General features: G+C 40.8%; 18 protein-coding genes, 1 pseudogene and 1 riboswitch. Of the genes and pseudogenes, 12 read left to right on the top strand and 7 right to left on the bottom strand.

The window, feature by feature from the left end:
- Positions 1-175: 175 nt before the first annotated feature.
- Positions 176-1114: a DMT family transporter gene (locus tag FEE42_RS11090; RefSeq protein WP_164028588.1), complete on the top strand. Its 939-nt coding sequence runs from the start codon at positions 176-178 to the stop codon at positions 1112-1114.
- A gap of 91 nt (positions 1115-1205) precedes the next feature.
- Here FEE42_RS11090 and FEE42_RS11085 read toward each other — a convergent pair whose 3' ends face one another.
- Positions 1206-2420, bottom strand: a complete 1215-nt coding sequence (locus tag FEE42_RS11085) for a pyridoxal phosphate-dependent aminotransferase (RefSeq protein ID WP_059367430.1) — start codon at positions 2418-2420, stop codon at positions 1206-1208.
- Between the two features lie 144 nt (positions 2421-2564).
- Between FEE42_RS11085 and FEE42_RS11080 the strand changes: the two genes are divergently transcribed.
- The 4 genes from FEE42_RS11080 (at position 2565) to FEE42_RS11065 (ending at position 7716) form a co-directional block, all read left to right on the top strand.
- On the top strand, positions 2565-3857 hold the full coding sequence (locus tag FEE42_RS11080; protein WP_135968774.1) for an isochorismate synthase: 1293 nt from the start codon (positions 2565-2567) through the stop codon (positions 3855-3857).
- Positions 3848-5554 (top strand): 2-succinyl-5-enolpyruvyl-6-hydroxy-3-cyclohexene-1-carboxylic-acid synthase, encoded by a 1707-nt coding sequence (menD, locus tag FEE42_RS11075; RefSeq protein WP_164028586.1) that lies wholly within the window; start codon positions 3848-3850, stop codon positions 5552-5554. Before FEE42_RS11080 ends, menD begins: the two co-directional genes overlap by 10 nt.
- Before the next feature lie 33 nt (positions 5555-5587).
- The gene (menH, locus tag FEE42_RS11070) at positions 5588-6331 is read left to right on the top strand and encodes a 2-succinyl-6-hydroxy-2,4-cyclohexadiene-1-carboxylate synthase (protein ID WP_059367436.1); all 744 of its coding nucleotides are present in this window, start codon (positions 5588-5590) and stop codon (positions 6329-6331) included.
- A gap of 68 nt (positions 6332-6399) precedes the next feature.
- Positions 6400-7716 (top strand): MFS transporter, encoded by a 1317-nt coding sequence (locus tag FEE42_RS11065; RefSeq protein ID WP_135968772.1) that lies wholly within the window; start codon positions 6400-6402, stop codon positions 7714-7716.
- A gap of 78 nt (positions 7717-7794) precedes the next feature.
- Here the strand turns inward: FEE42_RS11065 and raiA are convergent, their stop codons facing one another.
- Positions 7795-8115, bottom strand: coding sequence for a ribosome-associated translation inhibitor RaiA (gene raiA / locus FEE42_RS11060; protein ID WP_059367441.1), 321 nt, complete (start codon positions 8113-8115; stop codon positions 7795-7797).
- Positions 8116-8553: 438 nt separating this feature from the next.
- Between raiA and FEE42_RS11055 the strand changes: the two genes are divergently transcribed.
- Both FEE42_RS11055 and FEE42_RS11050 read left to right on the top strand, forming a co-directional pair.
- Positions 8554-9252 (top strand): helix-turn-helix transcriptional regulator, encoded by a 699-nt coding sequence (locus FEE42_RS11055; protein WP_135968771.1) that lies wholly within the window; start codon positions 8554-8556, stop codon positions 9250-9252.
- 106 nt (positions 9253-9358) lie between these two features.
- Positions 9359-9976, top strand: a complete 618-nt coding sequence (locus FEE42_RS11050) for a glutathione S-transferase family protein (protein ID WP_059367445.1) — start codon at positions 9359-9361, stop codon at positions 9974-9976.
- A gap of 17 nt (positions 9977-9993) precedes the next feature.
- Here FEE42_RS11050 and FEE42_RS11045 read toward each other — a convergent pair.
- The 3 genes and pseudogenes from FEE42_RS11045 to FEE42_RS11035 all read right to left on the bottom strand — a co-directional run.
- A pseudogene (locus tag FEE42_RS11045) lies at positions 9994-10146 on the bottom strand (IS1595 family transposase); the annotation flags it as partial.
- A gap of 28 nt (positions 10147-10174) precedes the next feature.
- Positions 10175-11542, bottom strand: coding sequence for an alanine/glycine:cation symporter family protein (locus tag FEE42_RS11040; protein ID WP_164028584.1), 1368 nt, complete (start codon positions 11540-11542; stop codon positions 10175-10177).
- An 83-nt stretch (positions 11543-11625) separates the two neighbouring features.
- Positions 11626-11755: riboswitch (glycine riboswitch) on the bottom strand.
- A 208-nt stretch (positions 11756-11963) separates the two neighbouring features.
- Positions 11964-12854 (bottom strand): LysR family transcriptional regulator, encoded by an 891-nt coding sequence (locus FEE42_RS11035; protein WP_164028582.1) that lies wholly within the window; start codon positions 12852-12854, stop codon positions 11964-11966.
- Between the two features lie 116 nt (positions 12855-12970).
- On the opposite strand from FEE42_RS11035, the gene FEE42_RS11030 reads away from it, so the two are divergent.
- From FEE42_RS11030 to FEE42_RS11020, 3 genes are read left to right on the top strand one after another with little or no spacing between them, the layout of a single operon-like run.
- Positions 12971-13354: a nuclear transport factor 2 family protein gene (locus FEE42_RS11030; protein WP_164028581.1), complete on the top strand. Its 384-nt coding sequence runs from the start codon at positions 12971-12973 to the stop codon at positions 13352-13354.
- A 36-nt stretch (positions 13355-13390) separates the two neighbouring features.
- Complete coding sequence (locus FEE42_RS11025; RefSeq protein ID WP_164028579.1) at positions 13391-14527, top strand: NADH-dependent flavin oxidoreductase; 1137 nt, start codon at positions 13391-13393, stop codon at positions 14525-14527.
- 41 nt (positions 14528-14568) lie between these two features.
- The gene (locus FEE42_RS11020) at positions 14569-15141 is read left to right on the top strand and encodes a flavin reductase family protein (protein WP_164028841.1); all 573 of its coding nucleotides are present in this window, start codon (positions 14569-14571) and stop codon (positions 15139-15141) included.
- An 80-nt stretch (positions 15142-15221) separates the two neighbouring features.
- Here the strand turns inward: FEE42_RS11020 and tkt are convergent, their stop codons facing one another.
- Positions 15222-17219, bottom strand: coding sequence for a transketolase (tkt, locus tag FEE42_RS11015; RefSeq protein ID WP_164028577.1), 1998 nt, complete (start codon positions 17217-17219; stop codon positions 15222-15224).
- Between the two features lie 105 nt (positions 17220-17324).
- The gene (locus FEE42_RS11010; RefSeq protein ID WP_164028575.1) at positions 17325-17993 is read right to left on the bottom strand and encodes a YtjB family periplasmic protein; all 669 of its coding nucleotides are present in this window, start codon (positions 17991-17993) and stop codon (positions 17325-17327) included.
- Between the two features lie 68 nt (positions 17994-18061).
- Between FEE42_RS11010 and serB the strand changes: the two genes are divergently transcribed.
- Both serB and FEE42_RS11000 read left to right on the top strand, forming a co-directional pair.
- On the top strand, positions 18062-19006 hold the full coding sequence (gene serB, locus FEE42_RS11005) for a phosphoserine phosphatase (protein ID WP_164028573.1): 945 nt from the start codon (positions 18062-18064) through the stop codon (positions 19004-19006).
- A gap of 18 nt (positions 19007-19024) precedes the next feature.
- On the top strand, positions 19025-19516 hold the full coding sequence (locus FEE42_RS11000; protein ID WP_077582933.1) for a YajQ family cyclic di-GMP-binding protein: 492 nt from the start codon (positions 19025-19027) through the stop codon (positions 19514-19516).
- Positions 19517-19594 lie beyond the last annotated feature (78 nt).

The following is a 19594-nucleotide window of genomic DNA, read 5'->3' as shown; positions in this document are numbered from 1 at the left end:
AATAGGGATCAACCATGATCCCTTTTCCCTCTAAAAAAGTACTCTAAATATCATGTCACGCAATAGTGACATAGCTTGAATGTATCAAAATACTCCATGATAGTTTGGCTGTTGTACTTAATGACAATACCAAACTTTTTAATCTCCCCGCATTTTAGTCATAGGAAATGTTATTATGCTTACGATGTTCATTGGAATTCTCATCGGTATTATCGTGAGTTTTCAAACGGCAATTAATTCCCGCTTACGCAGTTATCTCGGCGTCCCCTTTTTATCTTCCTTTATTTCTTTTAGTGGCGGAACACTCTTTTTAATAATACTTGCCAAGCTATCAAACGAACCGCTAACGATTGAACCGATAACCCTTTTACAAACACCTTGGTGGCTTTGGATTGGCGGATTAATGGGAATGGTCTCATTAACGGCAAATATTTTACTGTTTGCTAAGCTCGGCAGCGTACAAACGGCAATAATTCCTTTACTTGGGCGAGTTATAATGGGGATATTGATCGATACTTTCGGTTGGTTCTATTCCCCTAAAATCGATCTTAATCTTATTCGTATATTAGGTATTAGTTTAGTTTTTCTAGGGATATTTTTTACCGTTGTTATGCCCATAATGAAAAAAACAAAATCACCTCATAGTCAATCAGAACCTCATCTTTGGTTATGGCGGTTTTTTGGTATTTTTGCCGGAATGTTATTGGCTGCACAAACAGCAATCAATGCAGAATTAGGACGTGTGCTGCACTCCTCCGTTCAAGCCGCGTTTGTCTCCTTTGCGGTTGGTGGAAGCGGATTGTTTCTAGTGGTTTTATTTTATGAAAAAAGTTTTTCAACGCTAAAAAATGCTATCGGCAAAGGAAAGCCCTGGTGGGTATGGTTCGGTGGATGTTTAGGCGCGTTGTTTATTTTCGGCAGCATTACTCTTGTTCCTCAAATCGGGACTGGCGGAGCAGTAGTTTTAGCGTTACTCGGTTTAATTTCAGGTAGTTTATTAGTAGATAAATTTGGCTTTTTCGGCGCACAACGAAAAGTAATTCGTCCTATTCAGTTAGCCGGTCTGGGCATTTTAATCTGTGGTGTGATGCTAATTCAGTTGATTAGGATATAAAGGATTTATCATAAAGTGCGGTTCAAATCGAACCGCTACTCTTTGTCGAAACCTATAAAACAACAATATTTCTAACCGCACTTTTTCAGCTCTATTGGCGATAATTTTGTAAAAAACGTCCCAATTTTGTAATGGCCTCTGTCAATTGGTTCACGTAAGGCAACGTGACAATACGGAAGTGATCCGGTGAGTGCCAATTAAATCCTTTACCGTGAACAAGCAACACTTTTTCTTGGCGAAGTAAATCCAGCACCATTTTTTCATCACTATGAATATTAAATTTTTTCACATCCATTTTGGGGAACATATAGAGTGCCCCCATTGGTTTCACACAAGTGATGCCGGGAATTTGTGTTATCAATTCATAGGCTTTATTACGTTGCTCCAATAAACGTCCGCCCGGCAAAATAAACTCATTAATGCTTTGATAGCCGCCTAACGCTGTCTGAATCGCATGCTGCATCGGCACATTGGCACATAAACGCATAGAGGCCAACATATCCAAGCCCTCAATGTACCCTTTAACGTGATGTTTCGGCCCATTTAGAATCATCCAACCTTGGCGGAAACCGGCGACACGGTAAGATTTTGATAATCCGTTAAAAGTTACCGTTAATAAGTCAGGGGCTAATGCCGCAATATGATGGTGAACTGCATCATCATATAAAATTTTATCGTAAATTTCGTCAGCAAAAATAATCAGATTATTTTGACGCGCTATCTCCACGATTTCTTCCAACAATGCTTTGCTATATACCGCACCCGTTGGATTATTCGGGTTGATAATCACGATAGCTTTTGTTTTAGCATTCACTTTTGCCTTAATATCATCGATAGCAGGAAACCAACCGGCGTCTTCGTCACACAAATAATGCACAGCTTTACCGCCGGAAAGCGTCACCGCCGCCGTCCATAACGGATAATCCGGCATAGGTACCAATACTTCATCACCATCATTTAACAATGCCTGCATAGCCATCGTAATCAGTTCGGAAACACCGTTACCAATATACACATCATTCACTGTCGAGCCTTGAATGCCCTTTGATTGATAATATTGCACAATGGCTTTACGGGCGGAATATAGCCCTTTAGAATCACAATAACCTTGTGCAGAAGGCAAATTACGCAAGACATCCACCAGAATCTCATCCGGCGCTTCAAAACCAAATGGTGCTGGATTACCAATATTTAATTTTAAAATTTTATTGCCTTCCTCTTCTAAACGGAGCGCCTCTTTGTGTACCGGTCCGCGAATATCATAACAAACCTGTTCCAATTTATCGGATTTGGGGAATAATCGCATACAAATTCCTTTTATTTTTGTGATAAGTGCGGTTAATTTACGCTGAATTTTCAATCTTGAAAAGATTTTGTAAAAAAATTTTTTGTAACAAACAAACTGCGGTAAAATAACCAGCAATTTTTACTATAAATTTAACAATATCTAATGGATAGTTTAGAGCAAGCGACAAGCCAATTAAGTCGGCAGATTGAGGATTATTTGCGACAAAAACAAAGTGATATTGTGTGTTTCCAAACGGATATCACCAATGTCAATTTATTGGCGTGGCTGAAAGCCCAAAGTATTTATCCACAATTTTATTTGCATTTTCGTGACGAAAACAAAAGCCTTGCTGCGGTCGGTCAAGTGCGGTCATTTTCCCAGCTGAATTTAGCCCAAACATTCATTGAGGAATATAATTTTCCCATTATCGGCGGTTTACAATTTCAGGGAAGCGGGCAATTTATTTTGCCTCAGCTTTTATTGGAAGAAAATGGGAATGGCACGACAATTAGCTGTTTCGTTGAAGGTAAAACCTCAGCGCAAAACACATTAACAATATTAAAAACCTTGCCTAAAACGACCGCACTTTGTGTATTGACAAAACAGCCCCCATTACATACCGAACAACGGGCAAATAAACGAATTTGGTGCGATTGGGTAAACCAAGCCCTGTATGAAATTAAGCAAGGCGGGCTGATAAAACTGGTGTTAGCCAACGAAACCGTTTTTCATTTAAAACAAGCTATCAACCCCTATGACTTTTTAGCAGAAAGCCAAAATCAAAATCAAGGTTGTTATCATTTTTTATGGGCGGAAAAACCCTATTCGACATTTGTCGGTTCAACGCCGGAACGTTTATTTGCCCGTGAATACAATCTGTTTTTAACTGAAGCTCTTGCCGGCACCGCACCGATTACGGCTGATCCAAAAGAAAATCAGCAGCAAGCAGAATGGTTATTAAATGATGAAAAAAATTTGAACGAAAACTGGCTTGTAGTGCAAGATATTTCACAAAATATTCACCCTATGGTGGAATCTTTTGATATCAGCGAAGTAGAGCTCAAACCTTTGCGCAAAGTCCAGCATTTACTGCGAAAAATTCGGGCAAATTTGACCGCACATTATCGGGATTCAGTATTACTTCAAGCCATTCATCCTACAGCGGCAGTTTCCGGTTTGCCCCAACAACAAGCGAAGATGATTTTATCGGAAATTGAAACCTTTGAACGAGGCTGGTATGCCGGCACTTTAGGATTGATGAGTAAAGCATACTCTGAATTTTGTGTTGCGATCCGATCCGCATTTATTGAAGGTAATCAAATTCGAGTCTTTGCCGGTGCGGGTATTGTTGAAGGCTCCGAACCTTTAACGGAATGGCAAGAAATTGAACGTAAGGCAGAGGGACTAATTTCCCTTTTTGCAGAAAATAATAATGGAGAGAAAGAATGTCTATAAGCGTGTTTAATCGTTGTTGGTCAAAAGTGATTTTAGAAACCTTGGTGCGCCAAGGCGTTTCTCATTTCTGTATTGCGCCCGGCTCACGCTCGACTCCTTTAACCCTTGAAGCCGTACGATTACAAAATAACGGTCGTGCGACTTGTTATAGCCATTTTGATGAGCGTGGTTTAGGCTTTTTTGCGCTTGGTATTGCCAAATCCACCCAAGCTCCTGTAGCAATTATTGTCACTTCCGGTACGGCTACGGCAAATCTTTATCCAGCAATTATTGAAGCGCGTCAAAGCGGAGTGGATCTCGTTGTATTAACGGCAGACCGTCCCCCTGAACTATGGGAATGCGGAGCAAATCAAGCCATCTTGCAACAAAATATGTTTGCTGACTACCCTGTTGCCAATGTGAATTTACCTAAACCGAATACTGACTATTCCGCAAACTGGTTAATCTCCCTGCTTGAGCAAGCGGTATTTCAGCAAACACAACAAGGCGGTGTTGTACATATTAACGTGCCTTTCGCCGAACCGCTTTACGAAGCAACCGAAGAAGCGATAGACAACCATTCTTGGTTACAATCATTACGGCATTGGTTAGCACAAAGTAAGCCATGGATAACCCATGAAGCCCAACAACAAGAAGTGCTTATGCATGAAAATTGGGATCATTGGCGTACCAAACGTGGTGTCATTGTCGTAGGGCAACTACTGGCGGAACAAGCTATGGGCATTAATGCTTGGGCAACCACAATGGGTTGGATTTTATTGACGGACATTCAATCCGGGGTCGAGCCCACCAGCCCTTATGCCGATATTTGGCTTGCTAATCAAACCGTTCGTGAAAAATTGTTACAAGCGGATATTGTTATTCAGTTTGGCTCTCGTTTTATCAGCAAACGGATTAATCAATTTTTACAAGCTTTTAAAGGCGAATTCTGGATTGTAGAACAAAGCTCAAGGGCAGTTGATCCTTATCATCACACACATACTCGTTTTAATGCGAAGGTACATCATTGGCTACGAGCCCATCCGCCGCTTCGTCAAAAACCTTGGCTATTAGAACCTCTCGCCTTGTCAAAATTCTGTGCCGGTTTTATTGAACAGCAGGTGGGAGGCAACTTAAACGAGGCCTCTCTTGCCCATCATATTGAACGGGTATTACCTTACAATGGGATTTTATTCCTTGGCAATAGCTTATTTGTGCGCCTTGTGGATGCCCTCACCAAACTCCCTGAAGGCTATCCAATTTATACAAATCGTGGCGCAAGCGGAATTGACGGTTTACTGGCAACGGCTGCCGGTATTGGCGTAGGAACAAATCAACCCGTTGTAGCAATGATTGGCGATACCTCGACACTCTACGATCTTAATTCTCTTGCACTTTTCAAAAACGTTACGCAACCAACCATTATTTTTGTGATTAACAATAACGGCGGCGCCATTTTTGATATGTTACCGGTAGATGAAGCAGTCAAAGATCGTTTTTATCGCTTACCGCATAACGGCGACTTTTCACAAATTGCAGCAATGTTTGATATTAAATACGCCCATCCTTACACTTGGGCGGATTTAAGCAGCATATTAAAACAAGCCTACACCCGTCGTAAAACGACGCTTATTGAAATTAAAACGAACCCGAATGATGGTAGCAACATCTACAAACGTTTAATTGAACAAATCAGTTATGCCGTGATTGGCGAATAAAGGCTAGGGCGTGTCGCAACGCCCTTTAATTTTATGACGAATATTATTTTTCTCCACGGATTGCTCGGTACTTCATCGGATTGGCAAAAAGTCATCGAAAATCTACCGCACTTTCACTGCGTTTCCCTTAATTTGCCTTTTCATGGAAAAGCAAAAAAGATTGAAGTCACGGACTTTGAAGATACTGCCCAATATGTGGCGAAACAGATCCGTTTAGCGATTCCGAATGAGCCTTATTTCCTCGTGGGTTATTCCCTCGGAGGACGCATAGCCTTACATTATGCATTACAAGCTAAAATCGAAAAAAATCATTTACAAGGCGTGATTTTAGAAGGCGCCAATTTAGGCTTAAAAACGGAAGAGGAAAAACAGGCACGTTGGCAAAATGATACACAATGGGCAATGCGCTTTACTGCCGAATCCCCTGAAAATGTGTTAGAAGATTGGTATAAACAGCCCGTATTTTCCCATTTAACCGATCACGAACGGGCAATACTCATTGAAAAACGAAAAGCAAATTGTGGTGCTAACATTGGAAAGATGTTACTTGCCACCAGTCTCGCCAAACAACCCGATTTTCGTGAAAAAGTGCGGTCAAGTTCGTTACCTTTTTTTTACTTTTGTGGTGAACGGGATGTCAAATTTCAAACCCTTGCACATTCTGAACAACTCAATTTAACCACAATTCCCAATGCGGGCCACAATGCCCATTCAGAAAACCCTCTCCTATTTGCTAAAAAACTTGAGAATCTTATTTTAGAAATTGCTCAATGTTAAAGGAAATGCTAGGATTTAAGCCTTTGTATTTATAGAGTTTTTCTCTTACATTTTTTAAGGAAAGCAATATGACGGCACAACTTCGCAATAATCCGATGAAAGTGGCGCTTGCCTCGATGGTCGGTACGGCAATTGAATTTTTTGATTATTATATCTATGCGGCAGCTGCCGTACTCGTGTTCAATACCCAGTTTTTCCATAGCGATGATCCCCTTTCAAATGATCTTCTTTCCCTTTCCACTTTAGCCTTGGCATTTTTTGCCCGCCCTATCGGCTCGGCATTGTTTGGACACTTTGGAGATAAAATCGGGCGTAAAAAAACCCTTGTCGCCTCCCTCTTGCTCATGGGCGGATCCACCGTGCTTATCGGTTTATTACCCAGCTACTCCCAAATCGGTATTTGGGCACCGATCTTGCTTTGTATTTGTCGCGTAGGACAGGGTATCGGTCTTGGTGGAGAATGGGGTGGCGCGGCTTTAGTTGCAACAGAAAATGCTCCGGAAGGCAAACGTGCATGGTACGGTACGTTTCCACAATTAGGCGCACCTATTGGTTTATTTGTTGCCAATGGAACCTTCTTCTTAGTGAGCTATTTTTGGGGACAAGAAGCGCTCGTTGAATGGGCTTGGCGAATTCCCTTTATCTCTTCCGTATTATTGGTATTTGTTGGCTTATACGTCCGTTTAACCTTACACGAAAGCCATGTTTTCATTGAGGCGGAACAAAAAGGCAAAAAATTAAATGCGCCGGTGAGTGTCGTATTTACCAAACACTTAAAACCTATGGTAATTGGCACATTCATTATGGTGGCAACCTATTCCCTTTTCTACATTATGACCGCCTTTGCGCAGGCGTATTCACGTACCGCACCGAATCTTTCCGAAGCCGGTCATCCTCTCGGATTAGGCATTCCGGCAAATACGTTTACAGGTTTATTATTAATCAGCGCCATTGTTTTCGGTATTTTTATCAGTATTTCCGGTATCTATGCAGATAAAATCGGGCGTCGTAAATGGTTGATTTGGGTGACTATTGCCATTGGCGTACTCGGGTTATCTATGCCGCTATTCTTACAAAACGGTACGCCAACCAGCGTATTCGCCTTCCTTATCATTGGTATGGCAATTATGGGAATGACTTTTGGACCAATGGCGGCACTGTTGCCTGAATTATTTCCAACCGAAGTGCGCTATTCCGGCGCCTCTCTTGCTTATAACTTAGCCTCTATTATCGGCGCAACGGTTGCGGCAATGATTTCATTAAAAATCAATGCATTATTTGGTGTTATGGGCGTAGGCATTTATTTAGCAATTAACGCATTAATGACATTGTTGGCATTGTTTGCCTCAAAAGAAACAAAAAACATCGATTTAACCCAGATCTAATATCTTATAAACAAAAATGCCAAGGTTCTTACCTCGGCATTTTGTTTTAGAAAACGTCATTTAAAATGACCGCTCTTTCTAATCAAAAGAATCTTTTAAACGTTCATCCGCTCGGCGGGATTCCCCTTTATGCTGCAATTTATTTAGCTGACGTTCCAATTTTTCCTCCACTTCATTAATTGCTTTGTACATATCATCAGCTGTCGCAGTAGCAATTAAATTGCCAAGCGGTGTTCCAATGGAGGCTTCGACTGAAAAACCATTCGGTACTTTATTCAACACAAAATGGGGATTGATTAATTGTGTATGCCATTTTTCCAATTTTGCTAAACGGTTTTCCACATGTTCACGAATGGCAGGAGTGATTTCCATTTGTTTGCTGGTGATATTTAATGTCATAACATTTACCTCTTTGCATTGTTAAGAACCTTTCGGTTCGGTTTGATTTAATATCAAAATAGCCCTCTCAACGGGCTTTTTCAAGTCATTTCTGCCTGCAAGAAATAAGAATATTAAAAAATATGATCTAGATCTCATTTGCCAATATTACTGGTTTTCTTTTCATAAAAAATTGTTACCATGAAAGGCTAAAAGGGAAAACGATCACAAAGCGTCTTTATTTATTATGATTGTCTTGTTAGGTTAAAATTGTTCGACATATATCTTCAAGCTTGGAGATTTTCTTTTATTTTTACTTTTATCGGAATAATTGATTAAACCTATTGCAGGATAACATTAAGTTTGGAAGTAGCTTTGATGAGCGATAGTCAAAACTAGAAAAAATAAGAATGTGTTTAAACCAAAAATCCGGTATGACAATACGAACAAGGAAAAATCATGGCCAAAACTCAACGGCTACTCAGTTTACTGCAACTACTTAGCAATTATCGTTATCCGGTTAAAGCTGAGATATTAGCGGAAAGGCTTAATGTTAGCATACGTACAATTTATAGAGATATTGATATGCTATGTTGCCAAGGGGCGATGATTGAAGGAGCGAGAGGGATAGGTTATCAGTTAAGAAAAGAGTTCTCCCTCCCCACAAGTTTATTATCAAAAGAAGAAGTTGAAGCATTAATTCTAGGAATTCGTTGGGTAACTAAGCACACTGACACTTCTTTATCGAATTCAGCCCTATCCGCACTAATGAAAATCTCATCAATGATCCCCTCGCAACAAAAAAATGATTTACATAACACACCGTTGTGGGTTATTAGCCAAAAGAAAATCCCACAACAAAATCAATTTTTAATGACTATTCGAAAAGCAATACGCTTAGAAACGCAAATATTAGTACATTACCAAAATAAACATAATATCTTTTCCGAAAGAATTATTTCACCTATTGCAGTTGGATTTTTTGATCAGAATGTTGTTATTGCGGCTTGGTGTGAATTAAAACAAGATTTTCGTCATTTTCGCTTAGATAGAATCTTACAGATGTCATTACTAGAAAAAAACTATCCTCAAAGCCATGCCAGCCTACTGTCTAACTGGAGACGGCACGAAGGAATAGTGCCGGAAAAACACTACTGACAGTATATGACACAAAATGTATTTACCCTGTCTTCATCAAATCTCAAATGCTTTTTTGATTTGTATTTAAACCTATGTAATACAACCTTCAACGCTAGGAGCCATGATGAAAAATTTAACTTTCTATACTAATCCACTTTCTAGAGGACGTGTTGTCCGCTGGGCACTAGAAGAGTGTGGGGCTAATTATGAAACTGTTTTATTGGATTTTTCGACAATTAAAAATCCAAGCTATCTGGCAGTTAATCCTATGGGGAAAATTCCGTCATTAAAACATGGCGATACGGTTATCACTGAAGCCGCAGCAATTTGTATGTATTTAGCAGATATATTTCCGGAAAAATCGCTCTCGCCATCAATAAACTCTATCTATCGCGGAGAATACTATCGTTGGTTATTTTTTACCGCCGCTACATTTGAAGCTGCGGTTATGGAAAAATACACACAGGTGAGCTTAAAAGATGAATATAGAAAAGCCCTCGGATATGGGGATTTAGATACGGTGCTAAATACCCTAAGAAATCATCTGTCAGATAGAAAATATATTTGTGCAGAACAGTTTAGTATTGCGGATATTGTACTAACAAAATTGCTGGAACATGGCATTTATCGTGCAAAAGTAATTGAACCGGAGCCTGTTTTTCAGCATTATCTTGATACCATGCAACAACGTCCTGCGTATCAAAAAGCGAAGTATCTGGATGATCTCTTAGTCGAAAATTAAAGGGCTATAGCAGACAACTAGATCAAACATTCCTTAATCAATTGCTTTAAAATGAAAATTTGAGATTTTATTTTACTATTATTAAAACGCCATTCGCATTCCTTTAAATACCATTCAAAATGGGCTTTAGAGATACCGTTAAATTTACGCAAATGGCGTTTTGCTTGATTCTAAAAATGCTCAATGCCAGTATAGAAACTAAGTTGCCTCATCTTGATCCTGTTGATGAATCTTCAAACGTGCAAAATAATCTTTTGTTTCTTCAATTACCACTTTACGTAATCCGATTAGGGCAATTAAGTTAGGAAATGCCATTAAGCCATTTACAATGTCTGCTAGAATCCAGATCAAATCTAATTTTAAGAATGAACCGGCTCCAACCAAAATAATAAATACTAATCGATATAAACGGATACCACGGGTTCCGACTAAATACACGAAACAGCGTTCACCGTAATAACACCAACCTAAAATTGTCGTAAACGCAAAGAATAATAGTCCAATAGTCACAACCGTTGCGCCAATCGAAGAACCCAGCCCTTGAGAAAATGCCGCATTAGTCACCATTGCTCCGGCAAATTCAGGATTACTCCAAGCACCGGTGAGAACCAATACAATTCCCGTCATGGAACACACAATAATGGTATCTAAAAAAGTTCCGGTCATTGAAATGAGACCTTGACGAACCGGCTCTCGTGTTTGGGCGGCAGCGGCAGCAATAGGGGCACTTCCCAATCCTGATTCATTCGAAAAAATACCTCGTGCTACGCCCGATTGAATGGCTTTCATCACGGTGAAACCTAATGCTCCGCCCAATGCAGATTGTGGGTTAAATGCGCTATGAACGATCAGCAACACGGCATCCGGTACCCGCTCCCAATTTAATAAAATAATAATGAGAGATGCCACAACATAAGAAATCGCCATAAAGGGAACAATAATCGCTGATGTCGTTGCGATACGTTTTACTCCGCCTAAAATAATCATTGCCACTAAAACGGTAACGACAGCCGCAGTGACAATCACCGGAATATGAAAGGTATCTTGCATCGCATGAGTGATCGCATTCACCTGTGGAAAAGTGCCTATACCGAAAAATGCCACTAAGACGCCGAACACCGCAAACATCTTGGCTAACCATTTAATCCCAAGACCATGTTCAATGTAATACATCGGACCGCCGGACATAAATCCGCGGCGATCTTTCACCCGATATTTGACCGCAAGCAAACATTCCACATACTTAGTCGCCATGCCAAGCAATGCCACTAACCACATCCAAAAAATCGCGCCGGGTCCGCCTGCCTGTACCGCCGTAGCAACACCGACGATATTTCCCGTTCCAATGGTTGCCGCTAAGGCAGTGCTCAACGCAGCAAAAGAAGACACATCCCCTTTTCCGCCACGTTCTTTTTTAAATAAATAACCAATCGCAAGCGGTAAATAACGAATTTGAATAAAACCTAAACGTAAAGTGAGATAAAGCCCCGTACCGGATAATAAAATTAATAAGGGTGGTCCCCAAATAAAGCTATCAATCGTAGATAAAATTGTCGTAAATGACATTGTGATTCCTCGTCGTCTAAAAACCAATAAACGCGACAAGGAGACGAAAAGCATCCGTGAGAAGAAAGAAAAATACAGATTGTCTTTTAGCCCCTGTCCTTTTGCCTGAGCGTTTGAAAAACGGCGTGAAAAACCACCGCTCTTTTGCGCCTTCGGCGTCCATTTACCCCACTATCTATCTATAGGGCAATGGATCTCTCCAAGGGTTCGTCCAGTAACAGTCCCTGCACTGATGTGCGCCTGAAAGATTTTACATCGTCGGCGTAGGGTTAATTCCCTACTCTCCAGCTACCTTCATCCGAACTCATTTTTCTCTGACATATCAGAAAAAACGGGGCGGATTTTAGCAAAATCAAAGACTTCAATCAATTGTCAAGCACAGAGAAAATAGCTAAAAAGTGCGGTCAATATTTATGATGTTTTATATCCGAAGCCATTCCACCAAAGTTTTTAACAGTGGTGAATATTCAGTACGATTAGGAAAGTAGAGATAATAACCGGGATAAATGCATTCCCAATCACTTAATATACGGCAAAGTCTGCCCGACTGAATATCGGCTTCTACTTCATCTGCCATTTCCCATGAAATCCCTATATTGTCTAAGGCCGCTTGACGGGTCATGGGAGGCTGGTTAACAATCAAATTCCCCTGCATGGCTAATTTAAACCGTTCTCCTGTTTTTGAGAGTTCAAATTCCCACGGCAACAAGTTGTTGTAAGTGGGAATACGTAAGCGAATACAGTTATGTTTAAGCAGCGCCTCCGGCGTTTGAGGTGTACCGTGGCGGGAAAGATATTCGGGTGTAGCAACATAGCACATTCGGACAGCCTCCGATACTCTCACTGCAATCATATCTTTATCCATTAATCCTCCTTCACGAATACCGGCATCATAGCGTTCTGCTACGATATCAATAAACTTCATCTCTGCCGCAAGTTCCAGAGTAATATTCGGATAATGTTCCAAAAAACGGCGGAATTTTTGCCAAAGGACAACTGAAATCGCATGAATGGTGCCATTAATTCTCAGCACGCCACGTTGTTGGTTTTGATTATTTAAAATATTGAGTAAACGGCTATCAATGTCTTGAAATAATGGACAAAGTTGCTGATAAAGCTGCTGCCCTGCATCAGTCGTGGCAACGCTTCGGGTAGTTCGATTGAAAAGTTTCAACCCTAAACGGCGTTCTAACTGACTAATAGTATGGCTTACCGCTGCTCGTGAAAAATTCAATTGAGCTGCCACTTTGGTAAAACTACCCGTTTGAGCAACAAGCAAAAAAGTGCGTAAATCGTTTAAGTTTTCTTGCATAGTAAAAGATAGATTGTCAAATATTATTGAACAAGTTAGTTTAAATTCGGTATCTAGTCAATCTAAATTAGATCACTATAATGCCACCATCTTTTAAACAACAGAGGAAAATAAAGATGACGAAACCAACTTACACAACTGAATATAAAGCCATCAAACAAGTTTTATTAAACGAATACAGTGAAGGAGGGAAACAAGCGAAAAGCGAGATTATGCAGCCTGCTTTTCACGAAGTCGCAGCAATGTATAGCGTGGATGAAAACGGAGCAATCGCAGGCGGATCTGTAACAGAAAGTTTATTCCCTGTGATTGACAACCATTTTACCCCCTCAGAAAATCCAACTGTTGCGATTGCCTATATTGATATTACCGGCAACGCAGCTTCCGCCCGTGTAGATACAGACAATCTAAGCGGCTATGGTTTTACTGATTATTTCAACTTGTTAAAAATAAATGGAAAATGGCAAATTGTAAGTAAAATTTTCCATGCTCATTATTAATCCATAAGGCGGAAATTTCCGCCTTTTACGCTATTTATGAACAAATTTCAACCGTTCCTAGAGCCTTATACATTAAACAATGGCATCACAATTAAAAACCGACTTGCTGTTGCCCCAATGACTCATTTTGCCTCACACAATGATGGCACTATCAGCGAAGAAGAACGTGTTTTTCTAAGCAATCGTGCCAGTGACATTGGATTATTTATTGCCGCCGCAACCCTCGTGGCAGATGGTGGCAAAGCCTTTTACGGACAGCCCGAAGCCATTCACGAAAGCCAATTAGATAGTCTAAAAGTAACCGCAGATATAATTAAAAACCAAGGTGCAAAAGCCATTTTGCAAATTCACCATGGGGGTAAACTTGCCATTACGGAATTATTAAACTGCAAAGATAAAGTCGCCCCCTCTGAAGATGAAAGCAGCGGTAGCCGAGCATTGACCAATAATGAAATACATAAGCTGATCTCAAGTTTTGCTAACGCCACAGAATTAGCTATCAAAGCAGGTTTTGACGGCGTGGAAATCCACGGCGCAAACGGTTTCTTAATCCAACAATTTTTCTCAGCACAAAGCAACCGCCGTACCGATGAATGGGGTGGCAGCCTCAAAAACCGTTTACGTTTCCCGATTGCGGTGGTTGATGCCGTTACTGCCGTGCGTGAAAAACACCAACGCCATGATTTTATTATCGGTTATCGCTTTTCCCCTGAAGAAGGTGGCGATAATGGTTTAACCATGGCTGATACCGTTATCCTGATCGATGCTTTAGTACAAAAGCCATTACAATATTTGCACGTTTCCCTGTGGGATTTTTACAAAGAAGTCCGCCGCGGTGCCGACAGTAATCAAACCCGCTTAGCATTAATACATAAACGCATCAATAGCAAACTACCGCTTATCGGTGTAGGTAATCTATTCACTGCCGAGCAAATTCTTTCCGCCTATCAAACCGGTTGGGTAGAATTTGTCGCCTTGGGCAAAACCGTGATGATTAACCCGAACATCGCTACCCTAATCCGTGAGAATCGTACTCAAGAAATTGTTACCGAACTTGACCCGAACAAAACCGATCATTACGGCATTCCAAATCGTTTATGGGAAATGTGCATAACCGGCGGTACGTGGCTCCCTCCGGTGAAAGGGAAAAATTGGCAACCGTTGGATATTTAATGCAAAAACCAACCGCACTTTTATCAAACAAGGAACAAAAAATGGCAATTAAACCTGTTGAACTGGAAAAATTTTATCGCTTAATCAATCATGGTCCGACAACGATGATTTCTGCTAAAGTAGAGGACATTGAAAATGTGATGTCTGCGGCTTGGGTCTGTGCTGTGGATTATCTACCGAAAGCCAAATTAATGATAATCATCGACAAAGCCGCTTATACACGAAAATTGATTGAAAAGAGCGGTTATTTTGCCGTACAAATTCCCATCGCTGAACAAGCTAAATTAGTCGTTGAAATGGGGCTGAGTCGTAAAGAAAATCCGGACAAACTAGACAAATTAAGGCTATTTTATCAAGCAGATTTTGATATCCCCTTGGTGGAAGGCTGTGCTGCTTGGATTATCTGTAAAGTGATCCCTGAACCTGAAAATCACGAGAAACACGATATGTTTATCGGTGAAGTGCTTGCAGCATGGGCAGATGATCGTATTTTTAACAAGGGACATTGGCAATTCGATGATGCACCTGATGAACTGAAAACCCTGCACTATATTGCAGGTGGACAGTTTTACCAAATAGGAAAAGGGGTGAATGTAACAAGCGGAGAAGAATAAAGGATAGAACGAATTTTCCGATCAAAAAAGAACTATCATATAAAAAAGGTGGGACATATCCCACCTTTCTAAGTTTAAAATTAAAGAATTTCTTTCGCCGTCTCCACCACATTATCCACGGTGAAACCGAACAATTTGAATAATTGATCGGCAGGGGCGGATTCACCGAATGAACTCATGCCGACAATACGACCACCAAAGCCCACGTATTTGTACCAAAAATCGGAAATACCCGCTTCAATCGCTACACGTTTAGTCACAGAAGAAGGCAAGACACTTTCACGGTATGCTTCATCTTGTTTATCAAAACGGTTGGTACTTGGCATAGAAACCACACGCACGTTTTTGCCTTCTGCCGTAAGCACTTCTGCCGCCTTGATTGCAAGTTCAACTTCCGAACCTGTTGCAATTAAAATTAAATCCGGTGTGCCCTTACTGTCTTTTAAGATATAAGCACCGCGCGCAACATTGACTAATTGCTCGGAAGTGCGGTCGATTTGCGCAAGGTTTTGACGGGTGAAGATTAATGCACTCGGGCCGTCTTGACGTTCTACCGCTTGCTGCCACGCTACTGCCGATTCAACTTGATCGCAAGGTCTCCAGGTTTCAAGATTTGGAATTAAGCGTAATGAAGCGGTTTGCTCAACAGGTTGATGGGTTGGACCGTCTTCGCCTAAGCCGATAGAATCGTGGGTGTAAACAAACAATGCGCGTTGTTTCATTAATGCCGCCATACGCACTGCGTTATGGGCGTATTCATAGAACATTAAGAAAGTTGCGCCATAAGGAATGAATCCGCCGTGTAAAGCAATACCGTTCATGATGGCAGACATACCAAATTCACGCACACCATAGTTGATATAGTTGCCATCAATATTTTTATGTGCACGGATTGGTTTTGAGCCGCTCCATAAGGTTAGGTTAGAACTAGCTAAGTCAGCCGAACCGCCTAAAAATTCAGGTAATACCTGCGCATAGGCTTCAATCGCATTTTGTGAGGCTTTACGGCTTGCAATGCTCGCCGGATTTGCTTGTAATTTTTCAATAAAGGCTTGAGAGTATATTGACCAATCTTTCGGTAATTCTCCGCTCATACGGCGTTTAAATTCTGCTGCCAATTCAGGATAGGCTTTTTCGTATGCGGCAAATTTTTCTTCCCAAGATTTTTCCGCTGCCGCACCTTTTGCTTTTGCATCCCACTCGGCATAATATTCCGCCGGAATTTCAAACGGGGCATAATCCCAATTTAGCGCTTGACGGGTTAATGCAATTTCTTCATCACCCAACGGTGCGCCGTGGCTATCATGAGAGCCGGATTTATTCGGTGAACCAAAACCAATCACAGTTTTACAAATAATTAAGGTCGGTTTCTCTTTTTCTGCTTGGGCGAGAATGGTAGCCGCACGAATTTGTTCCGCGTCATGACCATCCACATTGCGAATAACCTGCCAACCGTAAGCTTCAAAACGGGCTGCGGTGTCATCGCTAAACCAACCGTCAACATGACCGTCAATGGAGATATTATTGTCATCATAAAAAGCAATTAATTTGCCCAAAGCGAGCGTACCAGCTAAAGAACAAGCCTCGTGAGAAATGCCCTCCATTAAACAACCGTCGCCTAAGAATACATAAGTATAGTGATCGACAATATCATGGCCTTCACGGTTAAATTGACCACCTAATGTCTTTTCTGCAATCGCCATGCCCACCGCATTGGTAATCCCTTGACCCAGCGGACCGGTTGTGGTTTCAACGCCCGGTGCATAGCCATATTCCGGATGGCCCGGTGTTTTAGAATGTAATTGGCGGAATTGTTTCAAATCTTCAATCGAAAGATCATAACCGGTTAAATGCAACAAGCTATAAATCAACATTGAACCATGCCCGTTGGACAAAACAAAACGGTCGCGATCCGCCCACTTAGGATTAGTCGGATTATGTTTTAAAAAATCACGCCATAACACTTCGGCAATATCTGCCATTCCCATCGGGGCTCCCGGATGACCTGATTTTGCTTTTTGTACCGCATCCATAGATAAGAAACGGATTGCATTGGCTAATTGTCTGCGAGTTGCCATATTATTCTCCTGTCTAAAGTAAATTGTTACCTATTCTACCTTATTTATTTCGTCATTTAGGCAAAATAATTGAAATTTTATGCAATATCTATGATCTATTGTAAATTATGTTCTACGCCGTCTTTGACGATACCGTTGAATATTAGATTTAATCGGTAAATTGAGTGTTTTTTTAGGTTCATTCGCTTTACGATAAGCACGACGATAATGGCTTAAAAAATAGTGAATAGAACTCGCCAATACTACGCCTAATAAAAATACGACAATCAGCTCACCGTAAAGTTGACGAAAAATTTGATTAATTTTACTTTGGGAGGTTTGCGCATATTGCCCGTCAAAGGTGACACGTAAAAAACCTTGAATACCCATGTTAGAATAGATCGGTTCAACAATTTGCTGGTTAGTATTTTCTTCCTCATTGGTTTCAAGCCCTAAACGCAAACGTAAACTTTCCGAGCCCGTACTTTGCGCCAATAATTTGCCTTGTGCATTATAAATTGAAGCGTCCAACACAAAATGCTCTTGCACAAAATTATCTAAATTTTCCGTCAGTTTTTCAAATTGCGCATTATTAACTAGCAGCACAGAAAACAAATTTGCTTGTTGGCGTACGAGAATATGAGATAGATTAAACACCTGATTCACATTGGCAAACTGCGAACCTATTTTAAATTGCTGAATACCAAATAAAATTATCGCCAACGCAGCAAAGCAAAAAATCACGATCAGCACCAGCATCACGGATTTTGTTAATTTTTCTTTGATTAAATGCAAGTTATTTTCCCCAATTCGCCCTTAAATCGGCTAGAATAGTTTTAATTTTACAATTTACAGGATTTTCTATGCAAATTCAAAACCTTGCAAGTATTACACAAAAATACCCAATATTGCCGACCGCACTTTGGCCCGAATCTCCTCTTGCCTTATTAACCGATAATTTCATTCTCTACGGCACACAATTAAACCTTTCCGCACTGACTCTGTTTCAGCAAAAGTGCGGTCAAAATTTTCAGTGTTTTGATGCTTGGAATGTCGCGAAAAATACAGTCGTGTTACTTCAAGGGGAATGGCAAGACACTTTCCTTTCTATCGCTCACGAGCTAGGTTTAGATATTGCCCGCCTCAACTTCGAAACGAAATTGTCAGAGCCGGGGTTATTAGTGATGGATATGGATTCCACCGCCATCCAAATTGAATGTATTGATGAAATCGCCAAGCTTGCCGGCACGGGAGAACTAGTATCTGCAATTACCGAAAGCGCAATGCGGGGCGAACTGGATTTTGAACAGAGTTTACGCCGCAGGGTCAGCACATTAAAAGACGCACCGGAAAGCATTTTACAAGAAGTTCGGGCAAATTTACCCTTAATGCCCGGTTTGCAAGAAACTCTTAAAATCCTACAAAAACACGGGTGGAAAACAGCCATTGCTTCAGGAGGTTTTACTTACTTCGCAGATTATTTGAAAGATTTATTAAAGTTAGACTATGCCGTATCCAATCAATTTGACATTGTGGATGGCAAACTGACAGGCTTAGTCAAAGGCGATGTTGTCGATGCACAATATAAAGCCTACACACTTCAGCGTTTACGCGATGAATACGGCATTAGCGCTGAAAATACCCTTGCTATTGGTGACGGCGCTAATGATTTAGCCATGATGAAGGTAGCCAGATTAGGTGTTGCTTTCCATGCCAAGCCCAAAGTGCAACAACAAGCTCAAATTGTGGTAAACTTCACCGACTTAACCGCACTTTTGTGTCTTCTAAGTGCGAAAGATAGAATTTAACGTTAATAGGAGAAAATTATGCCCTCTTTTGATATTGTTTCCGAAATTACTATGCATGAAGTGCGTAACGCCGTAGAAAATGCAAACCGCGTATTAAGTACACGCTATGATTTCCGTGGTGTGGAAGCCGTGATGGAACTCAATGAAAAAAATGAGACGGTGAAAGTTACTACGGAATCCGAGTTTCAACTTGAACAACTGATCGAAATCTTAATCGGCGCATTCGTTAAGCGTGGCATTGAACACGGTTCGTTGGATATCCCAACAGAAAGTGAACACCACGGCAAACTTTACACCAAAGAAATAAAATTGAAACAAGGCATTGAAACCGAAATGGCGAAGAAAATCACGAAATTAGTGAAAGATTCTAAAATTAAAGTGCAAGCCCAAATTCAAGGTGATCAAGTGCGGGTGACCGGCAAATCCCGTGATGACTTACAAGCTGTGATTCAACTTGTAAAAGGCGCAGAACTAGGGCAGCCTTTCCAGTTTAATAACTTTAGAGATTAATTCTTTTTGCCCAAGCAAAAGTGCGGTTAAAAATTCCGGTATTATGTAACTGTGATCCCCCCTAAAACCGACTAAAAC

Source organism: Rodentibacter caecimuris (genome assembly GCF_010587025.1).
Lineage (GTDB): Bacteria > Pseudomonadota > Gammaproteobacteria > Enterobacterales > Pasteurellaceae > Rodentibacter > Rodentibacter caecimuris.
Note: the sequence above shows the minus strand (reverse complement) of the source record. Positions and strands in the feature narration are given on the sequence as shown.

Excerpts from the sequence above, each read along its gene's own strand:
- FEE42_RS11090 (WP_164028588.1), top strand. The coding sequence starts at position 176 with ATGCTTACGATGTTCATTGGAATTCTCATCGGTATTATCGTGAGTTTT.
- FEE42_RS11085 (WP_059367430.1), bottom strand. The coding sequence starts at position 2,420 with ATGCGATTATTCCCCAAATCCGATAAATTGGAACAGGTTTGTTATGAT.
- FEE42_RS11080 (WP_135968774.1), top strand. The coding sequence starts at position 2,565 with ATGGATAGTTTAGAGCAAGCGACAAGCCAATTAAGTCGGCAGATTGAG.
- menD (WP_164028586.1), top strand. The coding sequence starts at position 3,848 with ATGTCTATAAGCGTGTTTAATCGTTGTTGGTCAAAAGTGATTTTAGAA.
- menH (WP_059367436.1), top strand. The coding sequence starts at position 5,588 with ATGACGAATATTATTTTTCTCCACGGATTGCTCGGTACTTCATCGGAT.
- FEE42_RS11065 (WP_135968772.1), top strand. The coding sequence starts at position 6,400 with ATGACGGCACAACTTCGCAATAATCCGATGAAAGTGGCGCTTGCCTCG.
- raiA (WP_059367441.1), bottom strand. The coding sequence starts at position 8,115 with ATGACATTAAATATCACCAGCAAACAAATGGAAATCACTCCTGCCATT.
- FEE42_RS11055 (WP_135968771.1), top strand. The coding sequence starts at position 8,554 with ATGGCCAAAACTCAACGGCTACTCAGTTTACTGCAACTACTTAGCAAT.
- FEE42_RS11050 (WP_059367445.1), top strand. The coding sequence starts at position 9,359 with ATGAAAAATTTAACTTTCTATACTAATCCACTTTCTAGAGGACGTGTT.
- FEE42_RS11040 (WP_164028584.1), bottom strand. The coding sequence starts at position 11,542 with ATGTCATTTACGACAATTTTATCTACGATTGATAGCTTTATTTGGGGA.
- FEE42_RS11035 (WP_164028582.1), bottom strand. The coding sequence starts at position 12,854 with ATGCAAGAAAACTTAAACGATTTACGCACTTTTTTGCTTGTTGCTCAA.
- FEE42_RS11030 (WP_164028581.1), top strand. The coding sequence starts at position 12,971 with ATGACGAAACCAACTTACACAACTGAATATAAAGCCATCAAACAAGTT.
- FEE42_RS11025 (WP_164028579.1), top strand. The coding sequence starts at position 13,391 with ATGAACAAATTTCAACCGTTCCTAGAGCCTTATACATTAAACAATGGC.
- FEE42_RS11020 (WP_164028841.1), top strand. The coding sequence starts at position 14,569 with ATGGCAATTAAACCTGTTGAACTGGAAAAATTTTATCGCTTAATCAAT.
- tkt (WP_164028577.1), bottom strand. The coding sequence starts at position 17,219 with ATGGCAACTCGCAGACAATTAGCCAATGCAATCCGTTTCTTATCTATG.
- serB (WP_164028573.1), top strand. The coding sequence starts at position 18,062 with ATGCAAATTCAAAACCTTGCAAGTATTACACAAAAATACCCAATATTG.
- FEE42_RS11000 (WP_077582933.1), top strand. The coding sequence starts at position 19,025 with ATGCCCTCTTTTGATATTGTTTCCGAAATTACTATGCATGAAGTGCGT.